Here is a 22,009-nt window from a genome sequence, read left to right on the forward strand (position 1 = left end):
TAAACTAATGTATCGCGCGTTATGGAGACGTCCGTCTACCTTACCATCGACACCGAGTATTCCTCGGGATTGGTCAAAGACCTCTCGCCTGCCTCGCGAGAGGACAATTTCGCGCGCTCAATTGCCTGCATGACAGCCAGCGGGCCTGCGGGGATTACGCACAAGCTCGACCTGTTTGAACAGCACGGCATCAAGGCGGTTTTCTTCGTTGATCCAATGCCAGCTCTGGTTTGGGGCGTGGCAGCGATTGAAGATGTCGTCGGGCCGATCCTTGATGCAGGGCAAGACGTTCAGTTGCATTGCCACACGGAGTGGCTTGCCCTGGCCGGTGATGCCAATCCGCTGCCGTCAAAGCGGACGGGCGTGAACCTGTTCGAATTTGCGCTGGAAGAGCAGCAGATCCTGCTCGAATATGCACGCGATACGCTGGTGGCGGCGGGCGCACCCAAGCCGGTGGCGTTTCGCGCGGGGAATTACGGAGCAGATGACAACACACTCCGGGCTCTAAGGGAGCTCGGGATCAAATACGATTCGAGCCACACGCCGGGCCTGCCCGATGCCTGCCGGATCAGCCTCTCACAGGAAAACCGCTGCCCGATCGAGTTCGAAGGCATCATCGAAGTGCCAACCGGGTGCATCGGGACAATGAGCGGCGGCCTTCGCCACGCGCAGATCACAGCCATATCTCTCAATGAAATGCTCGCCGCGATCCGCCACGCGCAGGGTCTTGGCTGTCCAAGCTTCACATTGGTCACGCATTCATTCGAATTATTCAACCGATACAAACTCACGGCAAACCCTGTCGTGCAACGCCGGTTTGAAGGGCTCTGCCGCGCTCTTTCCAATATCGAAGGAGTGACATCGGCTAACTATCGCGATGCGCCGCCAGTGGTCCTGCCGCCCGGCCCATCGCCAGCCCCCCTGCCCGCCAACATCGTCAGAACAGGATATCGCTACGCCGAGCAGCTCGTTTCCAATTCACTCTACGGAGCGGCTTGAGATGGCGGCTGTGGCAAGGGCGAGCATTGATTTCACCGTGGGATCACGCAGGCTGCTTTCGGTCGCGCGCGACCTCGCACCGTGGTCATTCACGCTGGAAGACATCCTTGATCCAGAGACCGATTTCACTCCGCCTATGTCAGGACAAGACGGGCTGCGGGTGTTGTCCGCACCATCGGACCGGATTGAGACGATTACCGAAGCATTCCCCGGCCACCTGATCGGCGGGCGACAGGATTATCGGCGTCATTACATCGCGATGCAGGGCAGCAGCTACGAGGATTACCTCGCGCGCTTCTCCGGCAAGACCCGCTCAACCCTGCGGCGCAAAGCGCGCAAGCTAGACAAGGAAACGGGCGGGTACCGCATCACCGAACATCGCACGCCCGATGAGGTTAAAGCGTTCCTAGATGCCGCCCTGCCGCTTTCGGCCAAAACCTATCAGGCGCGCTTGCTGGATGCAGGGTTGCCCGACACGGTCGGCGCACGCCTTGCCATGCTCGAAGCGGCAGAGCGCGATGCGATGCGGTGCTTCCTGCTCAGCGTGGATGATGCGCCAATTGCCTATCTGTCGCTGCCTGTCTCTGGCAGCACGCTGATCTACGCGCATCTCGGCTATGACCCCGAATGGGCGCGGCTGTCACCTGGAACGGTGCTGCAGCTTGAAGCGCTTGAGCGACTGTTTGCTGAAGAGCGTTTCACGAATTTCGACTTCACCGAAGGCGAAGGCGCCCACAAGGCGATGTTCGGTACCGACAGCGTGGAATGCTCCAGCTTCGTATTGCTCGAACCGACATTGGCCAACCGCACCCTCTTGGGCGCACGCGGCGCGTTTGATGCGGCCATTGCGGGTGGGAAATCCCTGGCCGCAAGAACCGGTGTTCTAGCCCGCTTCCGGTCCGCCCTTAGAACCTAGCTCCTTGGCGCGCGCGCGTGCGCGATTGCGAGCGAGTGCGGAAAAGCGGCGGAACAAAGCTTCGCGCTCGCTTTCAGGATCGCCATGTTCAGGAGCCAGACGGATACTGATCCAAAGATAGACCGCGCCAACCAATGCCATCAGCGCACCGGCCGCAAGGCCAAAGCGCAGATCGTAGTTGAACAAGAGAGACAGCGAGATCAGCGCAACGCCAATCACAAACCATTTCGGGTTGATCATTGTGTCTCCATCCGGGTGAAACACAGCCAAGAGAGGGCCGCGTATTGGGGAAACAACGTTCGACATGATCATAGCGTTCCTTGTGACAGGTGCCGGCATCGTGCCGCTCACCGATTTCAGGTGTCACTTCGTCGAGAACGCTCGGAAGGTTACGCTTTGGGGCTAAAGAGCCTTGGTCCAGAATTGCAGCATGTCCTCGCGGAACTGGTCAGCCAGATCGCCGCTGGAGCCGAGCGAGGCGCCAGTGACCATGAAGCCAGCCCTTGCCGCATAGACCATGAAATCGTGGTCCGTTCCTGCAGGGTCAGCATCACCGCTGATCGGATCAATGAACACCCCGCCATCTTCGATATAGACCGTCGGCGCATGCGGAGCGACGGTGGCGGTAGGGAACTCCTCCATCCCCTGTCGGCGGTCAAATGAATGATGCGCGCCCGCAAACATGCGGAAGGTCACATCGCCGCTGCTCGCCTGCCGTATGGCCTGCGCATAGCCCTGCGCTTGTTGCGGTGAACACCAATTGTCCTGTTCGCCGATCACAATCCGCATAGTGGTCTCGCCGATATCGGGGTTTAGGAATTGCTGCCCTGCCCATGGGTAGACGCCGTAGACAGCTTTGATCGCCTCACCATCAGAGAGCACAGCTCCGCTCATGCTTTGCATAGTGGCCTGAATCACCGCAGCGCCGCCCCGGCTGTGTCCCTGAACGCCGATGCGGGAGGCATCCACTTCGGGCCGCGCGGCCATCGCCTTTACTGCGGCGAGCACATCATAGGCGCTGGCCGCGAAGGAGAACTGCGTCTGGTTATCATAGGTGACCGAAACCGAGCGCGCGCCGAACGGGTCAACGATAAACGCTGCATAGCCTGCCGCGCACAAGGTCTCCGTGTGCATCAGGTGACTCTCCGCCACGCCGACGCTGCCCGGCACCACGATCACGCACGGAAGTGGAGAACCATCGTAATCGGGAGGCAGGAAGAGTTTGCCGTCTATCGTGATCGGCGGATACTCACCGCCCGAAATGATGTCATGAAAGTTGGCCGGATTGGCGCTTTCAAACTCGATCGTCTCACCCACGGCTCCGTTGGCGAACACAATCTCACGATCCCGAAATCTCGTCTCCATGCGGGGCGTGATGCGTTATCCGCGCGGCAAATGCAAAAAGGGACCGGAAGCGATACGCTTCCAGCCCCCTCATGTCTCTTGGTTGCGAAGTGTGCGGCTTATGCGCCTTCGACTTCGCCCATGTCGATCTTCAGGCCCGGACCCATGGTCGAGGTCAGCGAGATCTTCTTGACGTATTTGCCTTTGGCACCCGACGGCTTGGCTTTCACCACGGCCTGAGTCAGCGCTTCGAAGTTCGCTTTGAGATCGGCGTCTTTGAACGACAGCTTGCCGATGCCCGAGTGGATAATGCCCATCTTCTCGACGCGGAATTCGACCTGGCCGCCCTTGGCGTCCTTAACAGCCTGTTCCACGTTCGGAGTAACGGTGCCCAGCTTCGGGTTCGGCATCAGGCCTTTCGGACCCAACACCTTACCAAGGCGACCGACAACGCCCATCATGTCCGGCGTGGCGATCACGCGGTCATAATCGAGGTTACCAGCCTGCATGTCTTCCATCAGGTCTTCCGCGCCAACCTTGTCAGCGCCAGCAGCGGTTGCCTTTTCAGCGTTGTCGCCTTTGGCAAACACAGCAACCTTCACGTCCTTGCCGGTGCCGGCCGGAAGAGAGATCATGCCGCGAACCATCTGGTCTGCGTGACGCGGGTCAACGCCAAGGTTCATCGACAGTTCGACAGTTTCGTCAAACTTCGCCTTGTGCTCGCGCAGAGTCTTGATCGCTTCGTCGACGGTGTAGAGCTTTTCGCTATCGAGCTCAGCGACGGCTTTTTGCTTCTTGGTCAGTTTAGCCATGGGTTCAGCCCTCCACCACGTCGAGGCCCATCGAACGCGCGGAGCCTTCGATGATCTTCATTGCGTTCTCGATGTCGTTCGCGTTGAGGTCCTTCATTTTGGACTCAGCGATTTCCTTGATCTGGCTCTGCTTGATCGAGCCGCCCGAAACCTTCCCCGGTTCGCTCGAGCCCTTTTTGAGCTTGGCAGCTTTCTTGATCAGATAGCTTGCCGGCGGGCTCTTGTAGGTGAAGGTGAACGAACGGTCCGCGTAAACGGTGATCGTGGTCGGGATAGGCGCGTTCTTTTCAAGGTCCTGCGTCGCGGCGTTGAACGCCTTACAGAATTCCATGATGTTGACGCCGCGCTGACCCAGTGCCGGGCCGATCGGCGGCGACGGGTTGGCAGTGCCGGCAGGCACTTGGAGCTTGATATAGCCCTCAATCTTCTTGGCCATAACTGGCCTCCTTTTCTCACTGTTGTGCCACTCTTTCGAACGACACTCATGTTAAGCGGTCTAGCGGTTCGAACATTCGGACCTCCCGCGCGGATTTCTCATCAATTGAATGAGAAGCGGGGCACATAGCGAGTCTGCGGCGATTTGCAAGCAATTCCGGGAAGCCCATTGGACCACAAACCGGAGTATTGGAAAGCGTGACTTCTCGCTCTTCACCCAGGGCAAAATGGCGCAGTCACAAGCAGCATCTGTGACCTTTCGATTTGGCAGCATGAGCTAATGGATCATGCACTCGCATTTAGCCGTCCACTTCCGAGTAGGAAAGCACTTAGGGCTCGGCCGTATCGGTCATAACCGAGTACGGATTGGCTGAGCTTTGCTTACTGATTTAAGATGCGCGCTATTTTCTTTCAAAACCTGCGGGACAGGTCTCGGGAACAGCGTTCCCATAAGAACCACCGATACTCGCAAGAAACGCCCCCCAATCGCATGAACCGCCTTCTTCCTGAGTATTGCTCGAATTCGACTGACTGCTTGACATCGGCGGGGTTGATTCGTTCGAGGTGGAACCAGCACCGTATCTCAAACGACTATTCAAAGCAGCGCGGCGCTGTGCGGCCTCGCGTTTCGCGCGCTCCTGCTCGTTGTAGTTGTTAAGCCCAGCAGACGCTCCTTTGAGAAATTCTTCAAATACTGAAGGCTGATTGGCCGATCGCCGCCTTTCCGCCTCCGCGAAGCGATCCGAAACCCCTTTCTGCCACTGACGAAAACCATCCTTTTGCGCCTTAATGCCTGCGAGAGTGGCATCGTTGCGAGCCTTTGCTGCTCTGACTGCTTCCTGGTGCTCGGCTCTGGTCAATTGACGGTCCAATCCGAAGGCAGGGATCGTCTCTCCAGTCAAAAAACCGCGACCGCCGTTTACATCGGAAATGAAGCGCCGTCCGTCGCCTGAAAGCACAACGCCTTTGTACCAATCCACTGTGCCGATCGCGCGTCCAGTCTTGGCATCCCAGAAAAACGTTGGATTGGCATAGGGATCATCAACGTAGGTCGTTGGACGCGTCCATTCGCTAACCAAGAAGCGACCGTCATGCGTAAAGCGATTGGGCGAACGTCCCGACACAGCTTCGACGGTAGCCAGCAGACGACCGTTGGGCATCTGAAAAACTTTGGCTCCTGACTTCTTGGAGTTGTAGACGAGAAGCTTCGAACCATCGGGAGAGAAAGCAAGCGATTGACGACGCCCCACATTGCTCGCGAAACTTTTGACACCCTTGCCGTTTTTTACCTTCTTTACATAGATATAGCCGTTATTGAACGTGCCAAAACTCACTGTTGCGAGGCGATCACTTGCCAGTGGAACCGCCATGTCGCTTACAAAATCAGACGTGATTGCATCCACGAACCTGCGCTTGGTGAGATCGATTATCAAAAAGCCGTTGCTCCCGGCCAATGAGTCGCCCAGCTCATAATACAAATAGCGCTCATCACCCGAAAAATGGACGACGAAATAGCGAGCGCGCGATAGCCCACTCTTAAAATCCTTGGGGTCATCCCTGGAAGCCGACTGACCCGTTTTGGTTGTCACCACATGACTCACAAGATCGAGGTCTCGATAAGCAAAATAGGTCCCCTTGGGGGAGAATTTGAGATCGTCTTCTCCATCATAGGGATGCACTTGACGGGTCGACCAGACTAGCTCCTGTTTGGTAATATCCCAAAGGTCCAATATGCCTTCTGTCGGACTTCGGTTGGCACGATTGAGGACGAAGCGGCCATCGGGAGACACGATTAGCCGTGTGATCGGATTTCGGTAAGCAGAACCGCGCGCAAAGAGCAGATCGCCCGTCACAGTGTTGTAGACTTTTACAATGCCTCCTGACGTTCCTACTGCCGCCAACAGACCGTCACCTGACAGTGCCGTAGCGGTTATTCTCTGACCTTCAGCCAATCGTGCGATGTTGGCGGTCAGATCGTAGCGGGCCGCCGAAGCCTTACGTTGTTTATCTGCACCGGCTTGCCCAGAATCCCCTTGCACCGCTGCCGGCATTATAAATGCAACGAGGGCGAGCAACCCCAAAAACCTAGCCATGCTCAATAGTCGGAAAAGCCTCTGCACTTTCACCCCCCAGATCTCTCGACGCTCATACAGACGCGAGCGCAGACTTAGAAGTGCGAAACTGAACACTGGCGAAACAATGTCGATGTCCACTTTGGTGTGCATGTTACATTGGAGCGGCCGTGCTTTGACGATTTGGGGTGAAAGGTCCGTTCGTTTTCGGAGCGGGAAGATACCTCCCGGCAACAAGCCGCTGAGCCGGAAGCAGATGCTTATCGACTTGGCGCCTTGGCGTCTGCCAACACCCGCTTGGGATGCATCCCGTCGACATAACCCATAGACGGCTCGCCGATAGAAAAACCGCGCCGATCGGCCAACAGCCAATCAGCCATTCTGGCCAGTCTAACCGTCGAGCTCGTGCCGGGGCGTCTTCATACCCTTTGTGCGGCTTGTGAGATGAAACTGGCGGCACAATTCGCAGCGATAGGCGCGCAGCTTGAACGGCGCGCGGACGGCCACCATCTCGGCATCCTCACGCGAGGCATAGCGCGTTTTGCGATTGCAAATGCCGGGGCGCGTTTTCACGAACGCGCCACCGAGATCACTTGACCAGTTCGACCTGTTCGAAGTCGAGCTCAACCGGGGTTGCACGGCCAAAGATTGACACCGAAACCTTGACCTTCGCCTTGTCGAAATCGAGCTCTTCCACCACGCCGTTGAAGCTCGCGAACGGACCGTCGAGCACTTTGACCTGGTCGCCAATTTCATAATCGACGCTGATGTCTTGCTTCGGTGCGGCCTTGGCTTCTTCAACACCGCCGAAGTAACGTGCAGCGTCTTTTTCGCTGATCGGCTGCGGCTTGTTGTTGTTGCCGAGGAAGCCGGTCACTTTCGGCGTATTTTTGACGAGGTGATAGATGTCATCGTTCATGCGCAGCTTGGCGAGAACGTAGCCCGGCATAAACTTGCGCTCGACCTGAACCTTCTTGCCGCGCTTTACTTCGGTCACGGTTTCAGTCGGGACTTCGATTTCCTCAACACCTTCAGACAGACCCAGACGGTCTGCTTCAGCGAGAATCGCTTCCTTCACCTTGTTTTCGAAACCGGAATAGGCGTGGATGATGTACCAACGAGCCATGGATTATCCTTGAAAGAACAGTTGTTAGCAGGTGCCGCGGATCAATAGAGCGACAGAAGGAAGGTGACGACTGCGTTGAACCCGCTGTCGATCGCGAAGAAGAACAGCGACAAGATCACCATGAAGATAAACACGAAGATGGCGGTGCGGACCGTCTCTTCGCGGGTTAGCCACACGACCTTGCGTGTTTCGCTGCGCACCTGATTCACAAATTCAGGGAGTGAGGTGCTTTGTTTCTTCGGTGCTGCCTTTTGTTCGTCAGCCATGATCTGCGTTCTCGCCTTCGCGTGAGTAATGTTGTGTTCCGGCTTTCAGGTAGGGGGCCGCGCCGTCCCGAACAAGTGTTGGGGATGGGCTGCAGTCACTACCAATGTCGGAAGTGGCATCCGTTTATGATGCGGACGGGGCAAAAGCAAGCCTCTAAGGCGATCCTGACCGCTCAATTTCCTAGCCGATGGTTAAGGGGGCTAGCCATGCGGGCACCAGCGCTTTAGCGTGCGCGGCTTCTTGACGGGTCGGCGCGTCCGACCCTGCCTTCGGGGACAACAAAGGGGATAGCCACACATGGCTGCAACAGAAGCTGGTTCGTCGACCATCGTGGACGAGGTCGTCAACGTATCGGACTTTATTTGGGGTGGTGAATGGCGCGGCGAGCAATTGCTCGAAATCGCCGGCATTCCGGTACCCCCGATGACAATCATTCTGCTGGGTATCGGCCTATGGATGATGATCGGACTGAAATTCTACCCGATCCGCAAGTTCGGCTCCGCAGTGAAAGGCCTGTTTGCAGGACGCAAGGGCGAAGGTTCTGGAGAAATTTCTCCCTTCGCCGCGCTTTCGACCGCGCTGTCCGGCCAAGTCGGAACCGGCAACCTCGCTGGTGTCGCCTTTGCCATCGCTTGGGGTGGCCCGGGCGCTGTGTTCTGGATGTGGGTCACCGCGCTGATCGGTATGGCGCTTGCGTTTGCAGAAGGCTCGCTCGCCATCCGTTATCGCGAAACGACGTCGGACGGGGTCAAACGCGGCGGTCCGATGAGCTACATTATGATGGGACTGGGGCCGAAATACACATGGCTTGCCATCATCTTCTGCATCGGCACGCTGTTCTCGGCGCTGGTGACAGGCAACTCCATCCAATCAAACGAAGTCGCAACCGGCCTCAATGAATTGTTCGGTATCGAACGCTGGGTCGGTGGCCTAGTCGTCGCACTGGCGGTGTTTGTGGTGATCATCGGCGGCATCAAATCGATCGGGAACGTGGCCGAAAAGGTCGTGCCATTCATGGCGGGCGCCTACATCGTCCTCGCGATTATCGCGCTGATCCTCAATGCCGGTGACCTTCCGGAAACTTTCGGCCTGATCTTCTCGGGCGCGTTTAACAATCAAGCGGCTGAAGGCGGCTTTGCTGGCGCGGCGATCATCATTGCGATCCGCGCCGGTGTTGCGCGCGGCCTGTTCTCCAATGAAGCAGGACAAGGTTCGACGCCGATTGCCCACGCAGTGGCGCAAACCGATGACCCCGAGCAACAGGGCCGCATGGCGATGCTCGGTACGTTTATCGACACGCTTGTGATCTGCACGATGACCGCGCTGGTGATCCTGACAGTTCAAGGTGACTTCCAGGGTGCTGGCCAAGCGGTCGACCACGTCTGGCAATCGGACTTGAGCACCGTGGAAACAGCAGGTGTGGCGACCACCATCGCGGCCTATGCTTCAGCGTTCCCGACACTGATTGGTGGTATTCCGTTAGGTACGCTGGTGGTTAGTGTTGCGCTGATCCTCTTCGTCTTCACCACGCTCCTCACATGGAGCTACTACGGCGAGCGGGCGATCACCTTCATTTATGACCGTGTGCCCGGCTCAACGCGTGGTGGTGAGAAAATCCTGCACATCGTGTGGCGGGTGATCTGGTGTGTCGCGATCTTTGTCGGTGCAACGCAGCCTTCGCAGCTCGTCTGGCGTCTTGGCGACATCTCCAACGCCGCGATGGCGCTACCAAACCTGCTGGCACTGGCGCTGCTTTCAGGCGTAGTCTTCAAGCTCGCTCAAGGTCAGAAGGATGCGGGTGAAGATCATACGGCGGAGACACCGGAAGAGCCCGAAGAGTACTAAGAGAAACGATGGGTTGGAGCGCCACCCCCCGTGGCGCTCCGTCCCCCCATCCATTGTTAGTTGTTATCTGGCGCCGAAAAGTCGCTCCAAGAAACTCGGCTCGTACATCGGCTGCACGCGGCCATAGGCCATCGCGCGAATGCACGGATCTGAGGTGGGGCGTGGGCTGACCCAATGGTCAGGTTTCGAACTGCTGAACCGGTACTGAGACATCTTCATCCTCCTTCTCTTGTGAGCCGAGTCGCTCAACTGGTCGATGAAATGCCACGGTTCGTCTGACGCGATTCTGACCGGACCTGTTATTCTTTGTTAATGTAAGAGCGCGCCAACATTAATCGCTAGAGCAAACGCACAACGGTGCTCGCGCGCAAATGCGCGCCGCGTCATGTCTGTTCTGAAAGAAAATGGCAGGGGTGACAGGATTCGAACCCGTGGCCCTCGGTTTTGGAGACCGATGCTCTACCAACTGAGCTACACCCCTGCAGGAGAGCGCGCGCTTTATCCGAGGCTTTAGCATTAGGCAACAGACTATATGCGCCGCGCAACAGAACACGCTGGCGCGACCGTCTTCGCGCGCATACACTTGGCCCATGCATTCGCCTCGCCGCGCCCCTATTCCGGTTGAAACCCTGCTGCTCGCTTATCGCAGCGGGATTTTCCCAATGGCCGATGCGCGTGAAGATCAAGAGGTCTTCTGGGTCGAACCGCGTGATCGGGCGATCATCCCGCTGGATGGCCTGCACATTTCCAAAAGCCTCAGGAAAGTCATCAAGCAGGATCGCTACACCGTAACGATTGACCGTGCCTTCAAAGACGTCATCCGCGCCTGCGCGGCACCGCGCCCGGGCCATCCCGAAAGCTGGATCAGCGACCGGATCGTCGCCAGCTATGTCGCACTGCACCGCGCGGGGCACGCCCATTCGCTCGAATGCTGGGACGGCGATGAGTTGGTAGGCGGACTTTACGGCGTTTCTTTCGCTCGCACATTCTGCGGGGAAAGCATGTTCAGCCGCGCGGACAATGCCAGCAAGGTGGCGCTGGTCTGGCTGGTGGCGCTGCTGCGCAAGGCTGGCTTCATGCTGCTCGACTGCCAGTTCATGACCGATCACCTTGCCACTCTGGGCGCGGTGGAGATGCCACAAAAGACATACCTGCAACTGCTGGATCAGGCGCGCGGAGAAACGCGCTGTGGCATTCACGAAGCGCTCGAAGCACTAACGGGTCAGGTTTCTTCGGATTCGCCCTCGGATGCTTCTTCTGCTTCCTCTTCCTCGCCTTCGAGCGGTTCAAGCTCAGGCTCACCCGGGAAGCGCATTCTACAGTCTTTGACCCAGACGTCGTAAACTGGGTGCTCCACGACATTGCGGCTGGGCGACTCTTTGAACAACCAGCCTGAGAACACGCGGCTGTGTTCGCTCTGCCCGCGCTCCAGCACATCAACTTGAACAAAGGCACCGGTTTCTTGCGGGAATTCCTGCGGCGCGGTGCGCTCGCATGCTGACATACGCACGATGACGCGGCCGACTTCTTCCGACTCTCCGGGTTTGAGCAGCAGATCCTGACTGTTGTTGTTGCGCTTGTTCAGCAGGCCCAGGATCGCCACACGCTCGGCCATCGGCGTGACGCCCTCGGCATTGGCGAATTCGGCGGCGTCTTCATCGGTTGTGCCGGTGGCCTGACCATCCTTGCCAATCGCGACCTCAACCGTTTCCGGCTCTTCCGCACCGTCTCCGCACGCCGAAAGCAGCAGAGTGGAAGGCAGGATCGCGATAGAAAAAAGACGGCGCATGGTCGGGATGATCAGCCCTCGGGCGACCAAGCCTCATAATCGCCAACAGCCTTGGCGCGCTTACCGCCGCGTTCCAAAGCGCCTTGCGGACGATAGGCTTGCGCGGTGCCGGTCGCATTGGGCGTGTAATCGGCCTCCCAGACCTTTGCTGGCGGCAGATTGCTTTCCGGCACATCGTCGAACGCGCCATGGAGCCAGCCGTGCCATTCGCTCGGTACGCGGCTTGCGTCGTTGGCGCCGTTATAGATTACCCAGCGCTTTTCATTCTGGGTGTAAGAGCCGGTGTTTGCCTCGGCCTTGGCGGCCTTGCGGTAATATTTGTTACCCTCGGCATCGGTGCCGACATGTTCGCCGCCGGTGCGCATGGCCCACCAGTGCGTGCCCAGCGTGGCGCCATCCCACCAAGTGAAGATTTTTCCAAAGATTCCCATGCACGCGCCTCTAGCGGATTGGCTCGGCAGCGCCAAGCGTGAACATCAATCGGGAAGCGTGTAATCCACCTTGTCGCCGGGCGCGATGCCGAGCTTCTCAGAAAGACCGCCACGAATTTCGAAGACGGCGATGGAAAAGCCCTCGGACGGGATCGAATCGAGCGAATAAGGCTCACCCTGCTCGATGTTAGTGATGCGGCCATCGGCCCCGATGAAAATCAGGTCGAGCGGTAGTGGCGTATTCTTCATCCAGAAACTGCGCGGTGCGGGCACTTTGGACGGGAAGATCATGCCCTCATCATCGGCCAATTCGGTGCGGAACATCAGGCCTTTGTTCTGCTCGGGACCAGTTGCAGCCAATTCGGTCTTGAAGACAATCGGACCCTTAGCCGTCGTCACCGTCACATCGATAATCTCCAGACCCGAAACCGGATGGCGCGATGGATCCGCTTGCACGGTCGGCGCAGGCGCAGGTTCTTCGGCGGCACCTATGGGCGAACAGGCCGCCACGAGAACAGCTGCTGGTATCGCGCGCAGGCAAAATTCAGGGTTCCAGTCAAAGGCCGCCATAATCCTCGTCTTCCTCTCGCGCTTCCTCGATCCACGCCTCGATATCGTCCACATTTGTGGCTTCGAGAATGAACCGGACGTGATCCATCAAATGGCCCGCGCGCAGCATGGCTGCAATCTGTTTCTCGCGCTTTTTGTGCGCTTCGGCACGATCCGCCTCATCGGTATCGTAGTCCTCGAACCCGTCACGCGGGGCACCATACGGTCCGAAACGGCGCTTGCGCGCCAATAGAGCCGCCGCTTCACGGCTGCGCGCTTCGCCCGGTGCATTGGCCACGCGCACCTGCTCATCAACGCCAGCAACGTACAGCGCCTGCTCCACCCGCCTTTTGCCATAGCCGCGCGCGGTCAAATCGCGCGATTTCATCCGGGCATAGGCATCATCATCAACGTAACCCAATTCGATCAGGCGCGTGACCAGAGCAGGCACATCCAGCTGCAGCGTTCGGCCATCGGCGTCCTCGGCCACGCCGCGCTCCCTGATTTTGCGCGCCAGATACGCCTCAACCTTGGCACCGGTAGTCGCAAAACGGGCGGCATAGGCCAACGCCAGATCGCGGAGGGAAGTCTCGTCCAATGGCTTGCGAATGCGCGGTTTCCGGCGTCCTTTGGGCCGGTCGGTTTCGTGTCGATCCGATGACGAATTCATATGCGCTGAAACCATATTGCCATATTCGTGCCACACTCCTTATCAAATGGGAAATCTGAGGGAGAGGGCGTCGCGAAAGTGGTGCTAAACTTTGGGACACGATAGGGTGCATGTCATTGCGCCGCAACTTACGGGTATCGCAGGAAAATATGACCGACGCCGTACTGACGCCGACGCCGAATGATTGCGATTTGCCACGCATTCGCGCCGAATTCGCGACCTTTAACGAGGCCATTGATTACGCTGCGCGCAGCGAGAAAGGCCTCAACTTTCACGATATGCGGGGACAATTGGAGCGGGTTTATCCCTTCTCTGAGATGCGTGAAGACGCGCTTGTCATGGCTCGCCGCCTGATCGGTTACGGAATTCAGAAAGAAGACCGCGTTGCCCTGATCGCGGAAACCGGACCGGAATTCGCGGCTTTGTTCTGCGCCTGCGTCTATGTCGGCGCATGGCCGGTGCCGCTTCCTCTGCCCACCACTTTTGGCGGCAAAGAGAGCTTCATCGATCAGTTGACGGTTCAGCTGAACAGCTCTGATCCCAAAGTGCTGATCTATCCGGCGGAGATCGCCGAGATGGCAGGTGCTGCCGCCGGACGGCAAGGGTGTGCTGGCGAAAGTTACGAAGATTTCGCTACACGCGAGGCGCCGGAATGCGAGTTCCCAGAGGCTGACCCGGAAGACATCTGCTATTTGCAGTATTCGAGCGGATCGACCCGCTTCCCGACCGGCGTTGCCGTTACCCACCGCGCGCTGCTGCACAATCTTTATGGCCACTCCACCACGATGCATCTGGGCGAGAATGATCGCTGCATCAGCTGGCTGCCGTGGTATCACGATATGGGTCTGGTCGGCTGCTTCCTGTCGCTGATCGCGAACCAGGTTTCGGCCGATTACCTGAAGCCTGATGCCTTTGCCCGCCGCCCGCTGGCATGGCTCGACATGATCAGCCGCAACAAGGGCAACACGCTCTCCTATTCGCCGACCTTCGGTTACGACATCTGCGCGCGCCGTATCTCGAGCCAGAGCAACGTCGCCGAACGTTTCGATCTGTCACGCTGGCGCATCGCGGGCAACGGCGCGGACATGATCCGCCCGGACGTGATGCAGAGCTTCGTCAACGCGTTTGCCGATGCCGGTTTTCAGGCGAGCGCCTTCACCCCGTCTTATGGCTTGGCCGAGGCAGTTCTCGCCGTCACCGTTATGCCGCCGGGCGAGGGCATACGTGTCGAGCTGGTCGAAGAAGAGCGCCTTTCGGGCACCCCGCGCGATCTGTCGCGTCCGGCCCGTTACCGCGCCATCGTCAATTGCGGGAAGCCGCTCCCTGACATGGAAGTCGAGATTCAGGGCGAAGACGGCAAGGCACGTGGCGATCACCAGATCGGCAAGGTCTGGTGCCGTGGCCCCAGCGTCATGCACTCATATTTCCGCAATGAAGACGCAACCGCAGACTGCCTCGTCGATGGTTGGCTCGACACCGGAGACATGGGCTACACCGCCGATGGATATCTGTTCATCGTTGGCCGCGCCAAGGACATGATCATCATCAACGGCAAGAACCACTGGCCGCAGGACATTGAATGGGCGGTGGAACAGCTGCCTGGCTTCAACCACGGCGATATCGCCGCATTCGCGGTCGAGACGGAGAATGGCGAAGAAGCGCCAGCAGTGCTGGTCCATTGCCGCGTGTCCGATCCGGAAGAGCGCGTGCGCCTTCGCGAGCAAATTTCGGACAAGGTTCGTTCGGTGACGGGCATGAGCTGCGTCGTCGAACTGGTCCCGCCGCGCACACTGCCGCGCACCAGCTCGGGCAAACTCAGCCGTGCGAAAGCGAAGAAGCTGTATCTGTCGGGCGAGATCGTCCCGCTGGACCTCGCAGCCTAAGCTTAGTCTTCGTCACTCCAATCAGCACGCAGCGGGCCAACACCAGGTCGCGTTGACACGTCTACACCGCGTTTGCCGAGGATTTCGGCCGCGGCTGACGCCTGCTCCGCAGGACCGATCAGCTCCACGTCACGATCAATGCGTTTCGCCGCCCATTCGATTGTGCTGAGCGCGCGGGCGCCATTTGACGTCGGACCATCTTCAGCGAATGGAATTGCGTCTGGCAGCGCAGCAGTCGGCGGGATCAGTTCGATGGTCCATTCCGGCTCTGTCGCAGCGATCCGGCTTTCCAACGCGCGATAGGCCGCCATGCTGGCGCCATCCAGCCGCCGCGCACGCACTGTGGCACGCTTGCGCTGCTGATCCACCGTGACGTCCTTATCCTCGACACCGGCGACAAGCGCGAGACGGCTAGCGAGCATCTGCGCGCGCTGGGAAGCAGCCGCCTCTTCGTTAGCCTTGGCTTTGGACAATTCCAGCTGTTCTGCGGCTGTTGTGCTGGTACCAACCTGATACTGGGTCAGCGTCAATTCCACATCGCGTCCCAACCGACTCTCAAGCGCCATGAGAATTTCGGACTCGGCATCCGTTCGCAGGTTCGGTGTCAGCATTGTCGCCGCCACCGCCATGGGCTTTGACGCGAAAGCAATCTCAAGCTCGCTAAGGCGACCGACGCCTTGGAATTCCTCGGTGATCTCCTCGCGCACAATCCGCTGCGCGTTTGATTCCCAGACGATCTTGTTCAGAGAAAGGGCGAGCGGCACCACGAGCGCGAAGAACACGATGATGATCACGAAATTCTGCGCCTGTGTCTGGCGCGCGCTCAGAGAACTGCGGAAGCCATAAAGCTTCGCCATCACAAAGGCCGTAAGCGCGATGGTCACGAGGTTGGTGATGTAGAGAAGACTGGCGCCGGAAAAGACCGTCCAGTTCCACGACGCAAGACCAAAGCCGACCACGGCGAGCGGCGGCATCAAGGCGGTGGCAATCGCCACACCAACAATCGCATCCGCCCTGCCGCGGATCATCGCATAGGCACCCGCCATGCCCGAAAACAACGCGACAAACAGGTCAAACAGGTTTGGCTGCGTGCGCGCCGCTATCTCGGGCGTGATCGTCTTTATTGGTGAGAAGAACACCAACAATCCGCAGAACACAATCGCCAGAAGGCTGCCCCACGCCAGCGACTTCACCGATTGCTTGAGCCAGGAAAAATCGCCAATCGCCAAGGCAAAGCCGAGCCCCATAATCGGACCCATAAGCGGCGAAAGAAGCATCGCGCCAATGACAACAGCAGTAGAGGATTGCAGCAAGCCAATCACCGCAATGCCGGCACTCATCGCAGTCATGAAAAGATAGCGTTCGGACAAAGCGCAATCTTCACGGCGCTTTTCAATCACAGCAGCCTGGTCGACCTCGCCTGTGACCTCATCGGCCCACCAATCCTGAATAGAATGGACCACCCGACTGAAAGAGCTTTCAGACGCGTGCTGTTCAGCCGCCTTGTGCGCAGCCTGCAATTCGGCACCACCCGGCGTGTTATTGTCGTTCAATTCGCTCACTTGAGTCCCCTTGGAACCAATGATTTAGGCGCATTCGCAGAGGAACAAAAGCATTCTGACGGGTTCAAAGCGCAAAAGCATGGACGTGAGCCCTTGAAACGGGCAATCTTGAAAGGTGTGTTTTAGATCACTAATACACTAGAGTATGAATGTCCGCGCGGCGGACAGATTTTGCCGCCGCAGGATAAGGGAGCAGACCAAGCGCATGAGCACCGAGACAAAACTCGAAACCACCACCAAGACCGCGACAGACTTCGAACTGACGCCGCCCGCGCCGGTGCCTGATGTTGCGCCCGAGAAAGCCGCAGGTCTGGTCCCTGTCTCCACCGAAGAGAAAAGCAAACTGGACAAGAAGGTCGACAGCTTCGTCACCGAGCTGGTCTCGACTGATGCCAATTCGCCGGAATTTGGTGAGAAGGTCGATCAGATTACGCGGATGGGTCAGGAACAGATCCGTGCCGCGGCCTCCCATTCCAACCGTTTCCTCGACCGTCCGGTCCGCGCGATGGATGCGGATAGCGGCGTTGGCAAAGACCTCGCCGAACTGCGTCGCACGGTCGAAGACCTTGATCCGGGCCGCAAGAGCCGCTTGCTCGAGCCACGCAAGCTGTTCGGCATCATCCCCTTCGGCAACAAGCTGAAGAACTATTTCGACAGCTACACATCATCGCAAGGACACATCCAGTCGATCCTGAAAAGCCTCGAAAGCGGCAAGAAGGAGCTGATCCTCGATAACAGCGAGATCGACAATGAGCGCGCCAAGCTTTGGGAAGCGATGGGCGAGCTGGAGCAGATGATCCATATCGCCAAGACGCTCGACGAGCGGCTGGAAGCGAAAGCCATCGAACTCGACAGCTCTGACCCGGAAAAGGCCAAGGCTTTGCGTGAGAGCGCGCTGTTCTATGTGCGGCAGCGCACGCAGGACCTGCTGACCCAGATGGCGGTCAGCGTGCAGGGTTATCTGGCGCTCGATTTGGTCAAGAAGAACAATGTCGAGCTGGTTAAAGGCGTCGACCGCGCCAGCACCACGACCGTGGGCGCGCTGCGCACCGCCGTGACCGTGGCGCAGGCGATGACCAACCAGAAGATGGTCCTCAACCAGATCACTTCGCTGAACGAGACGACCACCAACATCATCGATTCCACCAGCACGCTGCTGCGCGAAAACACCGCGCAGATTCACGAGCAGGCGGCATCATCCACGATCCCGCTGGAGACGCTGCAACGCGCGTTCCAAAACATCTATGACACGATGGACGAAGTCGACAATTTCAAGGTCCAGGCGCTCGAAAGCATGAAGCAGACGGTGAATGTGCTGACCGACGAGGTTGAGAAGTCGAAAGGCTACATCGCCCGTGCGGAAGGTCAGGCGCAGGCGCAGGCAAAGGTTGCCACGAACCCGTCGCTGCTGGCGCTGGATAGCTAAAGGACGACGATGGTCGACAGCACCCGAGAATCTGATCAGATCCTGACAGCGGCAAGACAGTCGCTGGTGACGCAGCGCGCCGGCGGCACGCACCGTCCAGGCGAAAGCATCGGCAAAGGCAGCGCCCAGGCAAAAATGCAGCATTTGATCCGGCGCGGTGCTTATCTGGCGGCCGCTCTGGTTGCGATTTATGTCGCAACCGGTGTCGCAGGTTTCGTGCTCGGCGGCATAGGGTTCTGGGGTGTTATGGCGCTGGCCCTCACAACGATAATCGCGTTCGGGGTGTTCGCTATGGCACCGAAACCCAAACCGCCCAAGCGCACTGAACTGGGTCAGGGCGATCCGAAACGTATGGTCGCCAACACCGAGCTGTGGCTCGAAGCACAGGCCCCTGCCCTTCCGCCTCCCGCCGTCAAAGTGGTTGAGCAGCTGGGTGTGCAGCTTGATGCGCTCGGCTTGCAGCTTGAGACAGTCGACGCAGCGCATCCAGCGATGGGCGAAGTGCGCGAGCTTGTCGGCGAGTATATTCCCGAGACCATCGACAATTACCGCAAGGTGCCCGAGCATCTGCGCAATGAGAAGCACACCGGCAAGACCGCTGACGAACGCCTGACTGATAGCCTCGGCAAATTGTCCGGCGAGATCGATCGCGTGACCCGCAAACTGGCCGAAGGTGCGCTGGATGATCTGGCAATCAAGGACCGATACCTTGAATATCGCTATGGCGAGGACACGCTGCTGGCTGATCAAACCGCGCCTTTGAGCAAGGACGACTAAGGGGCAGCACTATGCGCGTCACCCTCCCTCACAATCTCGGCAAGGAAGAAGTGCGTTCGCGCATGCACAAGCATGGGCATGAAATCGGCAGCTATTTCCCTGCCGGCATGGCCGAGGTCGAGACCGACTGGCCCAATGAAGACTTCATGGCACTGGTCATCACCGCCGCCGGTCAACGCATCGAAGGCGGGATCGAGATCGAGGAAAGCGCGGTGGTCATCGACATGGACCTGCCCCCGATCCTTGGATTCCTGCGCGGCACATTGGAGCGTGCCGTGAAAAAGCATGGCGGCAGGCTGCTCGAAAAGAGCTGAACCGCTGCGCTTACTTAGCGCGCGTTAGCAGTGAGATTTCAGCTTCGGCAAAGTCGAGCGCGTCGATAGAAGGCGCATAGAGGCATTCGCCTGCACCAGCCTGCGCATCGCCAGACTTCGTCCGGACTTGGCCATTCAGAGGCAGAACGAGCACGCCGTCGACATAAACTGCCTTCATCGCGGCATCCGGCGCCCCCTCGATCCGGTCCAACCGGAAATGGGGGCCGTCGATCAGCGTGGCGCAGCGCTCCGCCACCGTACCACGATGCGCGGCCGGATAGGGCGTGCCATGCGCCACCTCGATCGCCCGCTCCAGATGCAATTCGCGCGGACGTCCATAATCGAACAGGCGGAAAGTGGTGTCACTGGTCTGCTGGACTTCGACGAGCGAAAGGCCTGGCCCAATCGCGTGCACAGTTCCCGCAGGCAGGTAGAACAGATCACCCGCCTCAACTGGATGCCAAGTCAGCAAGTCCTCGATTGATCCATCACGCGCAGCCGCCGCCATGGCGTCAGATGTTATGTCTTCGTCAAAGCCGATGGCCAGCGTCGCGCCCGGCTCGGCATCCAAGACCAGCCAGCATTCTTCTTTACCCTCTTCGCCGGCGCGCGCATTGGCATCAGACGGATGGACCTGCACCGAGAGCTTCTCACTGGTGAAGAGATACTTGACCAGCAGATCGGGGTGTTCAGGCGGTGGTTCGAACCAGATCTCGCCGATCCGCTTACCCTCTGGCGCTGTGAATGGCGCTGGCAGCGCATCACGGCCCCAGACCTTCTCGACCAGGCGCGTGGGAAGCTGGCGCGCGCCGCTCATTGATTGGTGGCTCCGGGCAATTTGCCCACTTTCTGCGCGCCTTCACGTGTGGTGACCAGCACCTCGCCATCGGAAACGACGACGCACACATCTTCAAGACCGATCACTGACACGCGCGGCCCATCGGTTGTCGCCATGACATTGGAGCAATCGACCACGTCCACCGCCCCTTTGGTGACGTTCTGGTTTTCACCATCACTAGAAAGCGCGTCCTGCAAAGCGGCCCAGTTGCCGATGTCGGACCAGCCCATATCCGCCGGAACCATGGCCGCGCGAGCGGTGTTTTCCATAACGGCATAGTCGATGGAATCGCCCTCGATGGCCGCAAATCTCTTGGCATCGGGATGGAAACGCGCATCGTCCCATTGGCCATTGGCAACCGCGTCGGCGACCTGCTGCGCCATGGCCGGGCGGTGGGTGGCCAATTCTGCGAGCAACGCTCCCGCGCGAAACGCAAAGATGCCACCATTCCAGCTGTATTCGCCGGATGCGAGATAGGCCTTGGCCCGCTCGAGGTCGGGCTTTTCAACGAACTCCGCGATCTTGAACCCGCGCGGCAGTTCTTCACCGCGGTGGAGGTAGCCATAGCCGGTTTCAGGATGCGTAGGAGCAATTCCGAACGAGACGAGCCAGTCATCGCTCGCTAATTCCGCCGCCGCGAGCGCAGCAGCGCGGAAGGCAGCTTCATCGGCGATGTGGTGATCACTAGGGCAGACCAGCATGATGTCGTCTGGCGGCAACAACGCTGCCGCCAGAGCAATCGCAGGCGCGGTGTTACGGCCCATCGGCTCAACAACCAGACGTTGCCCCTTGCCCGTTCCCATCTGCGCTTCGATCAGGTCGATATGCTGCGTTCCGGCGACAACCATGGGCGGCGCAAAGCGATCATCACCCGCGACCCGGCCAATCGCCTCTTCAAATAATGTCGTTTCACCGACCAGTGGCAGGAAAGGCTTGGGCTTAGCCTTTCGACTGACTGGCCAAAGCCGCGTACCGCTGCCGCCGCACAGGATGACGGGATGGATTGATGCCGGTGCATTCATGGCCACCGCCTATACCAGCGCCGCAACCCGATGCCAGCGTGTTTACTTTCTCAACGCGCGCGGAAATCGACGCGGTATCCGTAGCGCGCCTCAATCGGCTGACCGTTGCGTGCCACCGCCGGATTGAAACGGATCTTCCGTATCACCAGCCCACAGACTAGCCCGGTTGTCTGCGCATCGACACTGGTTCGCGCGACCGAGCAATTCTTCGCACGGCCATCTGTTGTCACGGTGAAATGCACGGTCACTGACTTACCGAAACGGGATGCCCGGCCACCCTCGGGAACGGGGAAATCGCGCGCCTCGTTGATGCTGCCAGATCGGATGCTTGGCCCCTTGGCCATGGCAAGGCCATTGCCTGCACCGCTGCCTTCTCGTCCGCTGCCCGTTCCATCGCCTTGGCCAGCAGCGCCGGTACCGTCCCCGCTGGTGTTGGCACCCGAACGGTTGGCGTCGCCAGTGGAAGACGCGCGCGGTGCGGGAGTTGGCGTGGGTGGCGGCAGTTTGGGCTTGGGCGCCGTGACCTCGCGCGAAACAGCCTTTTCACCCGGATCACCCTGTGCACCTTCATCCGGCGCGGGAGGGGCTTCAGGCGGCTCCGGCGGATCGGGCGTCGTCACGGTGACGGTGATGGTGGACAGCACCTCTTGCTCGACTGATCGTGTAAAGTCAGGCGCAAACGCGCGCGCGAGCAGATAGAGCACAAGGAGGTGAAACAGCAGCAGAGCAACCAGAAGCTTCCAGTTCAGCTTCTTGCGCCTCCTCCAGAAAGGTATCTTCGCCTTGGCCATGATGCGTCCGCTCCCAATCGAACCAAACAGGCGCAACGGCGCCCATTGATTCCGCGACGGTCTTTATAGCTAGATCTGGATCAATTGCGATGTATCCGGAGTGAAGCGCGCTGCGCCGAAAATGAAAACACAAACGCAAAC

At 58.8% G+C, this 22,009-nt stretch carries 23 protein-coding genes, 1 tRNA gene and 1 pseudogene; 8 read left to right on the plus strand and 17 right to left on the minus strand.

Annotated features, from left to right (window positions below):
• The first annotated feature begins 21 nt into the window (after window positions 1–21).
• A complete protein-coding gene (locus AC0V6K_RS04935; RefSeq protein ID WP_472625290.1) occupies window positions 22–999 on the plus strand; it encodes a polysaccharide deacetylase family protein in 978 nt (325 codons plus the stop codon).
• A gap of 1 nt (window position 1,000) precedes the next feature.
• The gene (locus tag AC0V6K_RS04940) at window positions 1,001–1,915 is read left to right on the plus strand and encodes a GNAT family N-acetyltransferase (RefSeq protein ID WP_486172569.1); all 915 of its coding nucleotides are present in this window, start codon (window positions 1,001–1,003) and stop codon (window positions 1,913–1,915) included.
• Here AC0V6K_RS04940 and AC0V6K_RS04945 read toward each other — a convergent pair.
• From AC0V6K_RS04945 to secE, 8 genes are all read right to left on the minus strand, one after another.
• Entirely contained in the window at window positions 1,883–2,155 is a 273-nt protein-coding gene (locus AC0V6K_RS04945; RefSeq protein ID WP_472625292.1) for a hypothetical protein, read from the minus strand. The genes AC0V6K_RS04940 and AC0V6K_RS04945 overlap by 33 nt on opposite strands.
• Before the next feature lie 162 nt (window positions 2,156–2,317).
• Window positions 2,318–3,280 carry a dienelactone hydrolase family protein gene (locus AC0V6K_RS04950; RefSeq protein WP_472625293.1) on the minus strand — a complete coding sequence of 321 codons (963 nt, stop codon included), beginning with the start codon at window positions 3,278–3,280 and terminating at the stop codon, window positions 2,318–2,320.
• Between the two features lie 98 nt (window positions 3,281–3,378).
• Window positions 3,379–4,071 carry a 50S ribosomal protein L1 gene (gene rplA / locus AC0V6K_RS04955; protein WP_472625294.1) on the minus strand — a complete coding sequence of 231 codons (693 nt, stop codon included), beginning with the start codon at window positions 4,069–4,071 and terminating at the stop codon, window positions 3,379–3,381.
• A gap of 4 nt (window positions 4,072–4,075) precedes the next feature.
• The gene (gene rplK, locus AC0V6K_RS04960; RefSeq protein ID WP_472625295.1) at window positions 4,076–4,507 is read right to left on the minus strand and encodes a 50S ribosomal protein L11; all 432 of its coding nucleotides are present in this window, start codon (window positions 4,505–4,507) and stop codon (window positions 4,076–4,078) included.
• A 400-nt stretch (window positions 4,508–4,907) separates the two neighbouring features.
• Window positions 4,908–6,719 carry a WD40 repeat domain-containing protein gene (locus tag AC0V6K_RS04965; RefSeq protein WP_472625296.1) on the minus strand — a complete coding sequence of 604 codons (1,812 nt, stop codon included), beginning with the start codon at window positions 6,717–6,719 and terminating at the stop codon, window positions 4,908–4,910.
• Window positions 6,720–6,968: 249 nt separating this feature from the next.
• Window positions 6,969–7,151, minus strand: a complete 183-nt coding sequence (locus AC0V6K_RS04970) for a hypothetical protein (RefSeq protein ID WP_472625297.1) — start codon at window positions 7,149–7,151, stop codon at window positions 6,969–6,971.
• Window positions 7,152–7,167: 16 nt separating this feature from the next.
• A complete protein-coding gene (gene nusG, locus AC0V6K_RS04975; protein ID WP_472625298.1) occupies window positions 7,168–7,704 on the minus strand; it encodes a transcription termination/antitermination protein NusG in 537 nt (178 codons plus the stop codon).
• Window positions 7,705–7,745: 41 nt separating this feature from the next.
• Window positions 7,746–7,970: a preprotein translocase subunit SecE gene (gene secE / locus AC0V6K_RS04980; protein ID WP_472625299.1), complete on the minus strand. Its 225-nt coding sequence runs from the start codon at window positions 7,968–7,970 to the stop codon at window positions 7,746–7,748.
• Between the two features lie 298 nt (window positions 7,971–8,268).
• Between secE and AC0V6K_RS04985 the strand changes: the two genes are divergently transcribed.
• Window positions 8,269–9,816: an alanine/glycine:cation symporter family protein gene (locus AC0V6K_RS04985; RefSeq protein ID WP_472625300.1), complete on the plus strand. Its 1,548-nt coding sequence runs from the start codon at window positions 8,269–8,271 to the stop codon at window positions 9,814–9,816.
• Window positions 9,817–10,221: 405 nt separating this feature from the next.
• Here AC0V6K_RS04985 and AC0V6K_RS04990 read toward each other — a convergent pair.
• Window positions 10,222–10,297 (minus strand) — tRNA-Trp (locus tag AC0V6K_RS04990).
• A gap of 109 nt (window positions 10,298–10,406) precedes the next feature.
• Here AC0V6K_RS04990 and aat point away from each other — a divergent pair.
• On the plus strand, window positions 10,407–11,159 hold the full coding sequence (aat, locus tag AC0V6K_RS04995; RefSeq protein WP_472625301.1) for a leucyl/phenylalanyl-tRNA--protein transferase: 753 nt from the start codon (window positions 10,407–10,409) through the stop codon (window positions 11,157–11,159).
• 35 nt (window positions 11,160–11,194) lie between these two features.
• Here aat and AC0V6K_RS05000 read toward each other — a convergent pair.
• The 4 genes and pseudogenes from AC0V6K_RS05000 to AC0V6K_RS05015 form a co-directional block, all read right to left on the minus strand.
• A pseudogene (locus AC0V6K_RS05000) lies at window positions 11,195–11,605 on the minus strand (DUF2155 domain-containing protein); the annotation flags it as partial.
• An 11-nt stretch (window positions 11,606–11,616) separates the two neighbouring features.
• Complete coding sequence (locus tag AC0V6K_RS05005; RefSeq protein ID WP_472625302.1) at window positions 11,617–12,036, minus strand: NADH:ubiquinone oxidoreductase subunit NDUFA12; 420 nt, start codon at window positions 12,034–12,036, stop codon at window positions 11,617–11,619.
• 45 nt (window positions 12,037–12,081) lie between these two features.
• Entirely contained in the window at window positions 12,082–12,606 is a 525-nt protein-coding gene (locus tag AC0V6K_RS05010; RefSeq protein WP_472625303.1) for a DUF192 domain-containing protein, read from the minus strand.
• A complete protein-coding gene (locus AC0V6K_RS05015; protein ID WP_486172570.1) occupies window positions 12,593–13,255 on the minus strand; it encodes a regulatory protein RecX in 663 nt (220 codons plus the stop codon). The genes AC0V6K_RS05010 and AC0V6K_RS05015 overlap by 14 nt, the downstream gene beginning before the upstream one ends.
• Before the next feature lie 149 nt (window positions 13,256–13,404).
• On the opposite strand from AC0V6K_RS05015, the gene AC0V6K_RS05020 reads away from it, so the two are divergent.
• Entirely contained in the window at window positions 13,405–15,138 is a 1,734-nt protein-coding gene (locus AC0V6K_RS05020) for a fatty acyl-AMP ligase (RefSeq protein ID WP_472625305.1), read from the plus strand.
• 2 nt (window positions 15,139–15,140) lie between these two features.
• On the opposite strand, the gene AC0V6K_RS05025 is transcribed toward AC0V6K_RS05020, so the two are convergent.
• Entirely contained in the window at window positions 15,141–16,700 is a 1,560-nt protein-coding gene (locus AC0V6K_RS05025; RefSeq protein WP_472625306.1) for a TIGR00341 family protein, read from the minus strand.
• A gap of 205 nt (window positions 16,701–16,905) precedes the next feature.
• Here AC0V6K_RS05025 and AC0V6K_RS05030 point away from each other — a divergent pair, with 205 nt between their 5' ends.
• Genes AC0V6K_RS05030 through AC0V6K_RS05040 form a run of 3 tightly spaced genes read left to right on the plus strand, consistent with a single transcriptional unit; the run spans window position 16,906 to window position 19,217 of the window.
• Window positions 16,906–18,126, plus strand: a complete 1,221-nt coding sequence (locus tag AC0V6K_RS05030) for a toxic anion resistance protein (RefSeq protein ID WP_472625307.1) — start codon at window positions 16,906–16,908, stop codon at window positions 18,124–18,126.
• A 9-nt stretch (window positions 18,127–18,135) separates the two neighbouring features.
• Complete coding sequence (locus tag AC0V6K_RS05035; protein ID WP_472625308.1) at window positions 18,136–18,903, plus strand: hypothetical protein; 768 nt, start codon at window positions 18,136–18,138, stop codon at window positions 18,901–18,903.
• Window positions 18,904–18,914: 11 nt separating this feature from the next.
• Entirely contained in the window at window positions 18,915–19,217 is a 303-nt protein-coding gene (locus AC0V6K_RS05040) for a polyhydroxyalkanoic acid system family protein (RefSeq protein ID WP_472625309.1), read from the plus strand.
• 10 nt (window positions 19,218–19,227) lie between these two features.
• Here the strand turns inward: AC0V6K_RS05040 and AC0V6K_RS05045 are convergent, their stop codons facing one another.
• From AC0V6K_RS05045 to AC0V6K_RS05055, 3 genes are read right to left on the minus strand one after another with little or no spacing between them, the layout of a single operon-like run.
• Window positions 19,228–20,034, minus strand: a complete 807-nt coding sequence (locus AC0V6K_RS05045; protein WP_472625310.1) for a class I mannose-6-phosphate isomerase — start codon at window positions 20,032–20,034, stop codon at window positions 19,228–19,230.
• Window positions 20,031–21,077 (minus strand): mannose-1-phosphate guanylyltransferase, encoded by a 1,047-nt coding sequence (locus AC0V6K_RS05050; RefSeq protein ID WP_472625311.1) that lies wholly within the window; start codon window positions 21,075–21,077, stop codon window positions 20,031–20,033. Before AC0V6K_RS05050 ends, AC0V6K_RS05045 begins: the two co-directional genes overlap by 4 nt.
• Window positions 21,078–21,127: 50 nt before the next feature.
• Entirely contained in the window at window positions 21,128–21,868 is a 741-nt protein-coding gene (locus AC0V6K_RS05055) for an energy transducer TonB (protein WP_472625312.1), read from the minus strand.
• Window positions 21,869–22,009: the final 141 nt, after the last annotated feature.

It is taken from the genome of Erythrobacter sp. S43 (assembly GCF_057364955.1).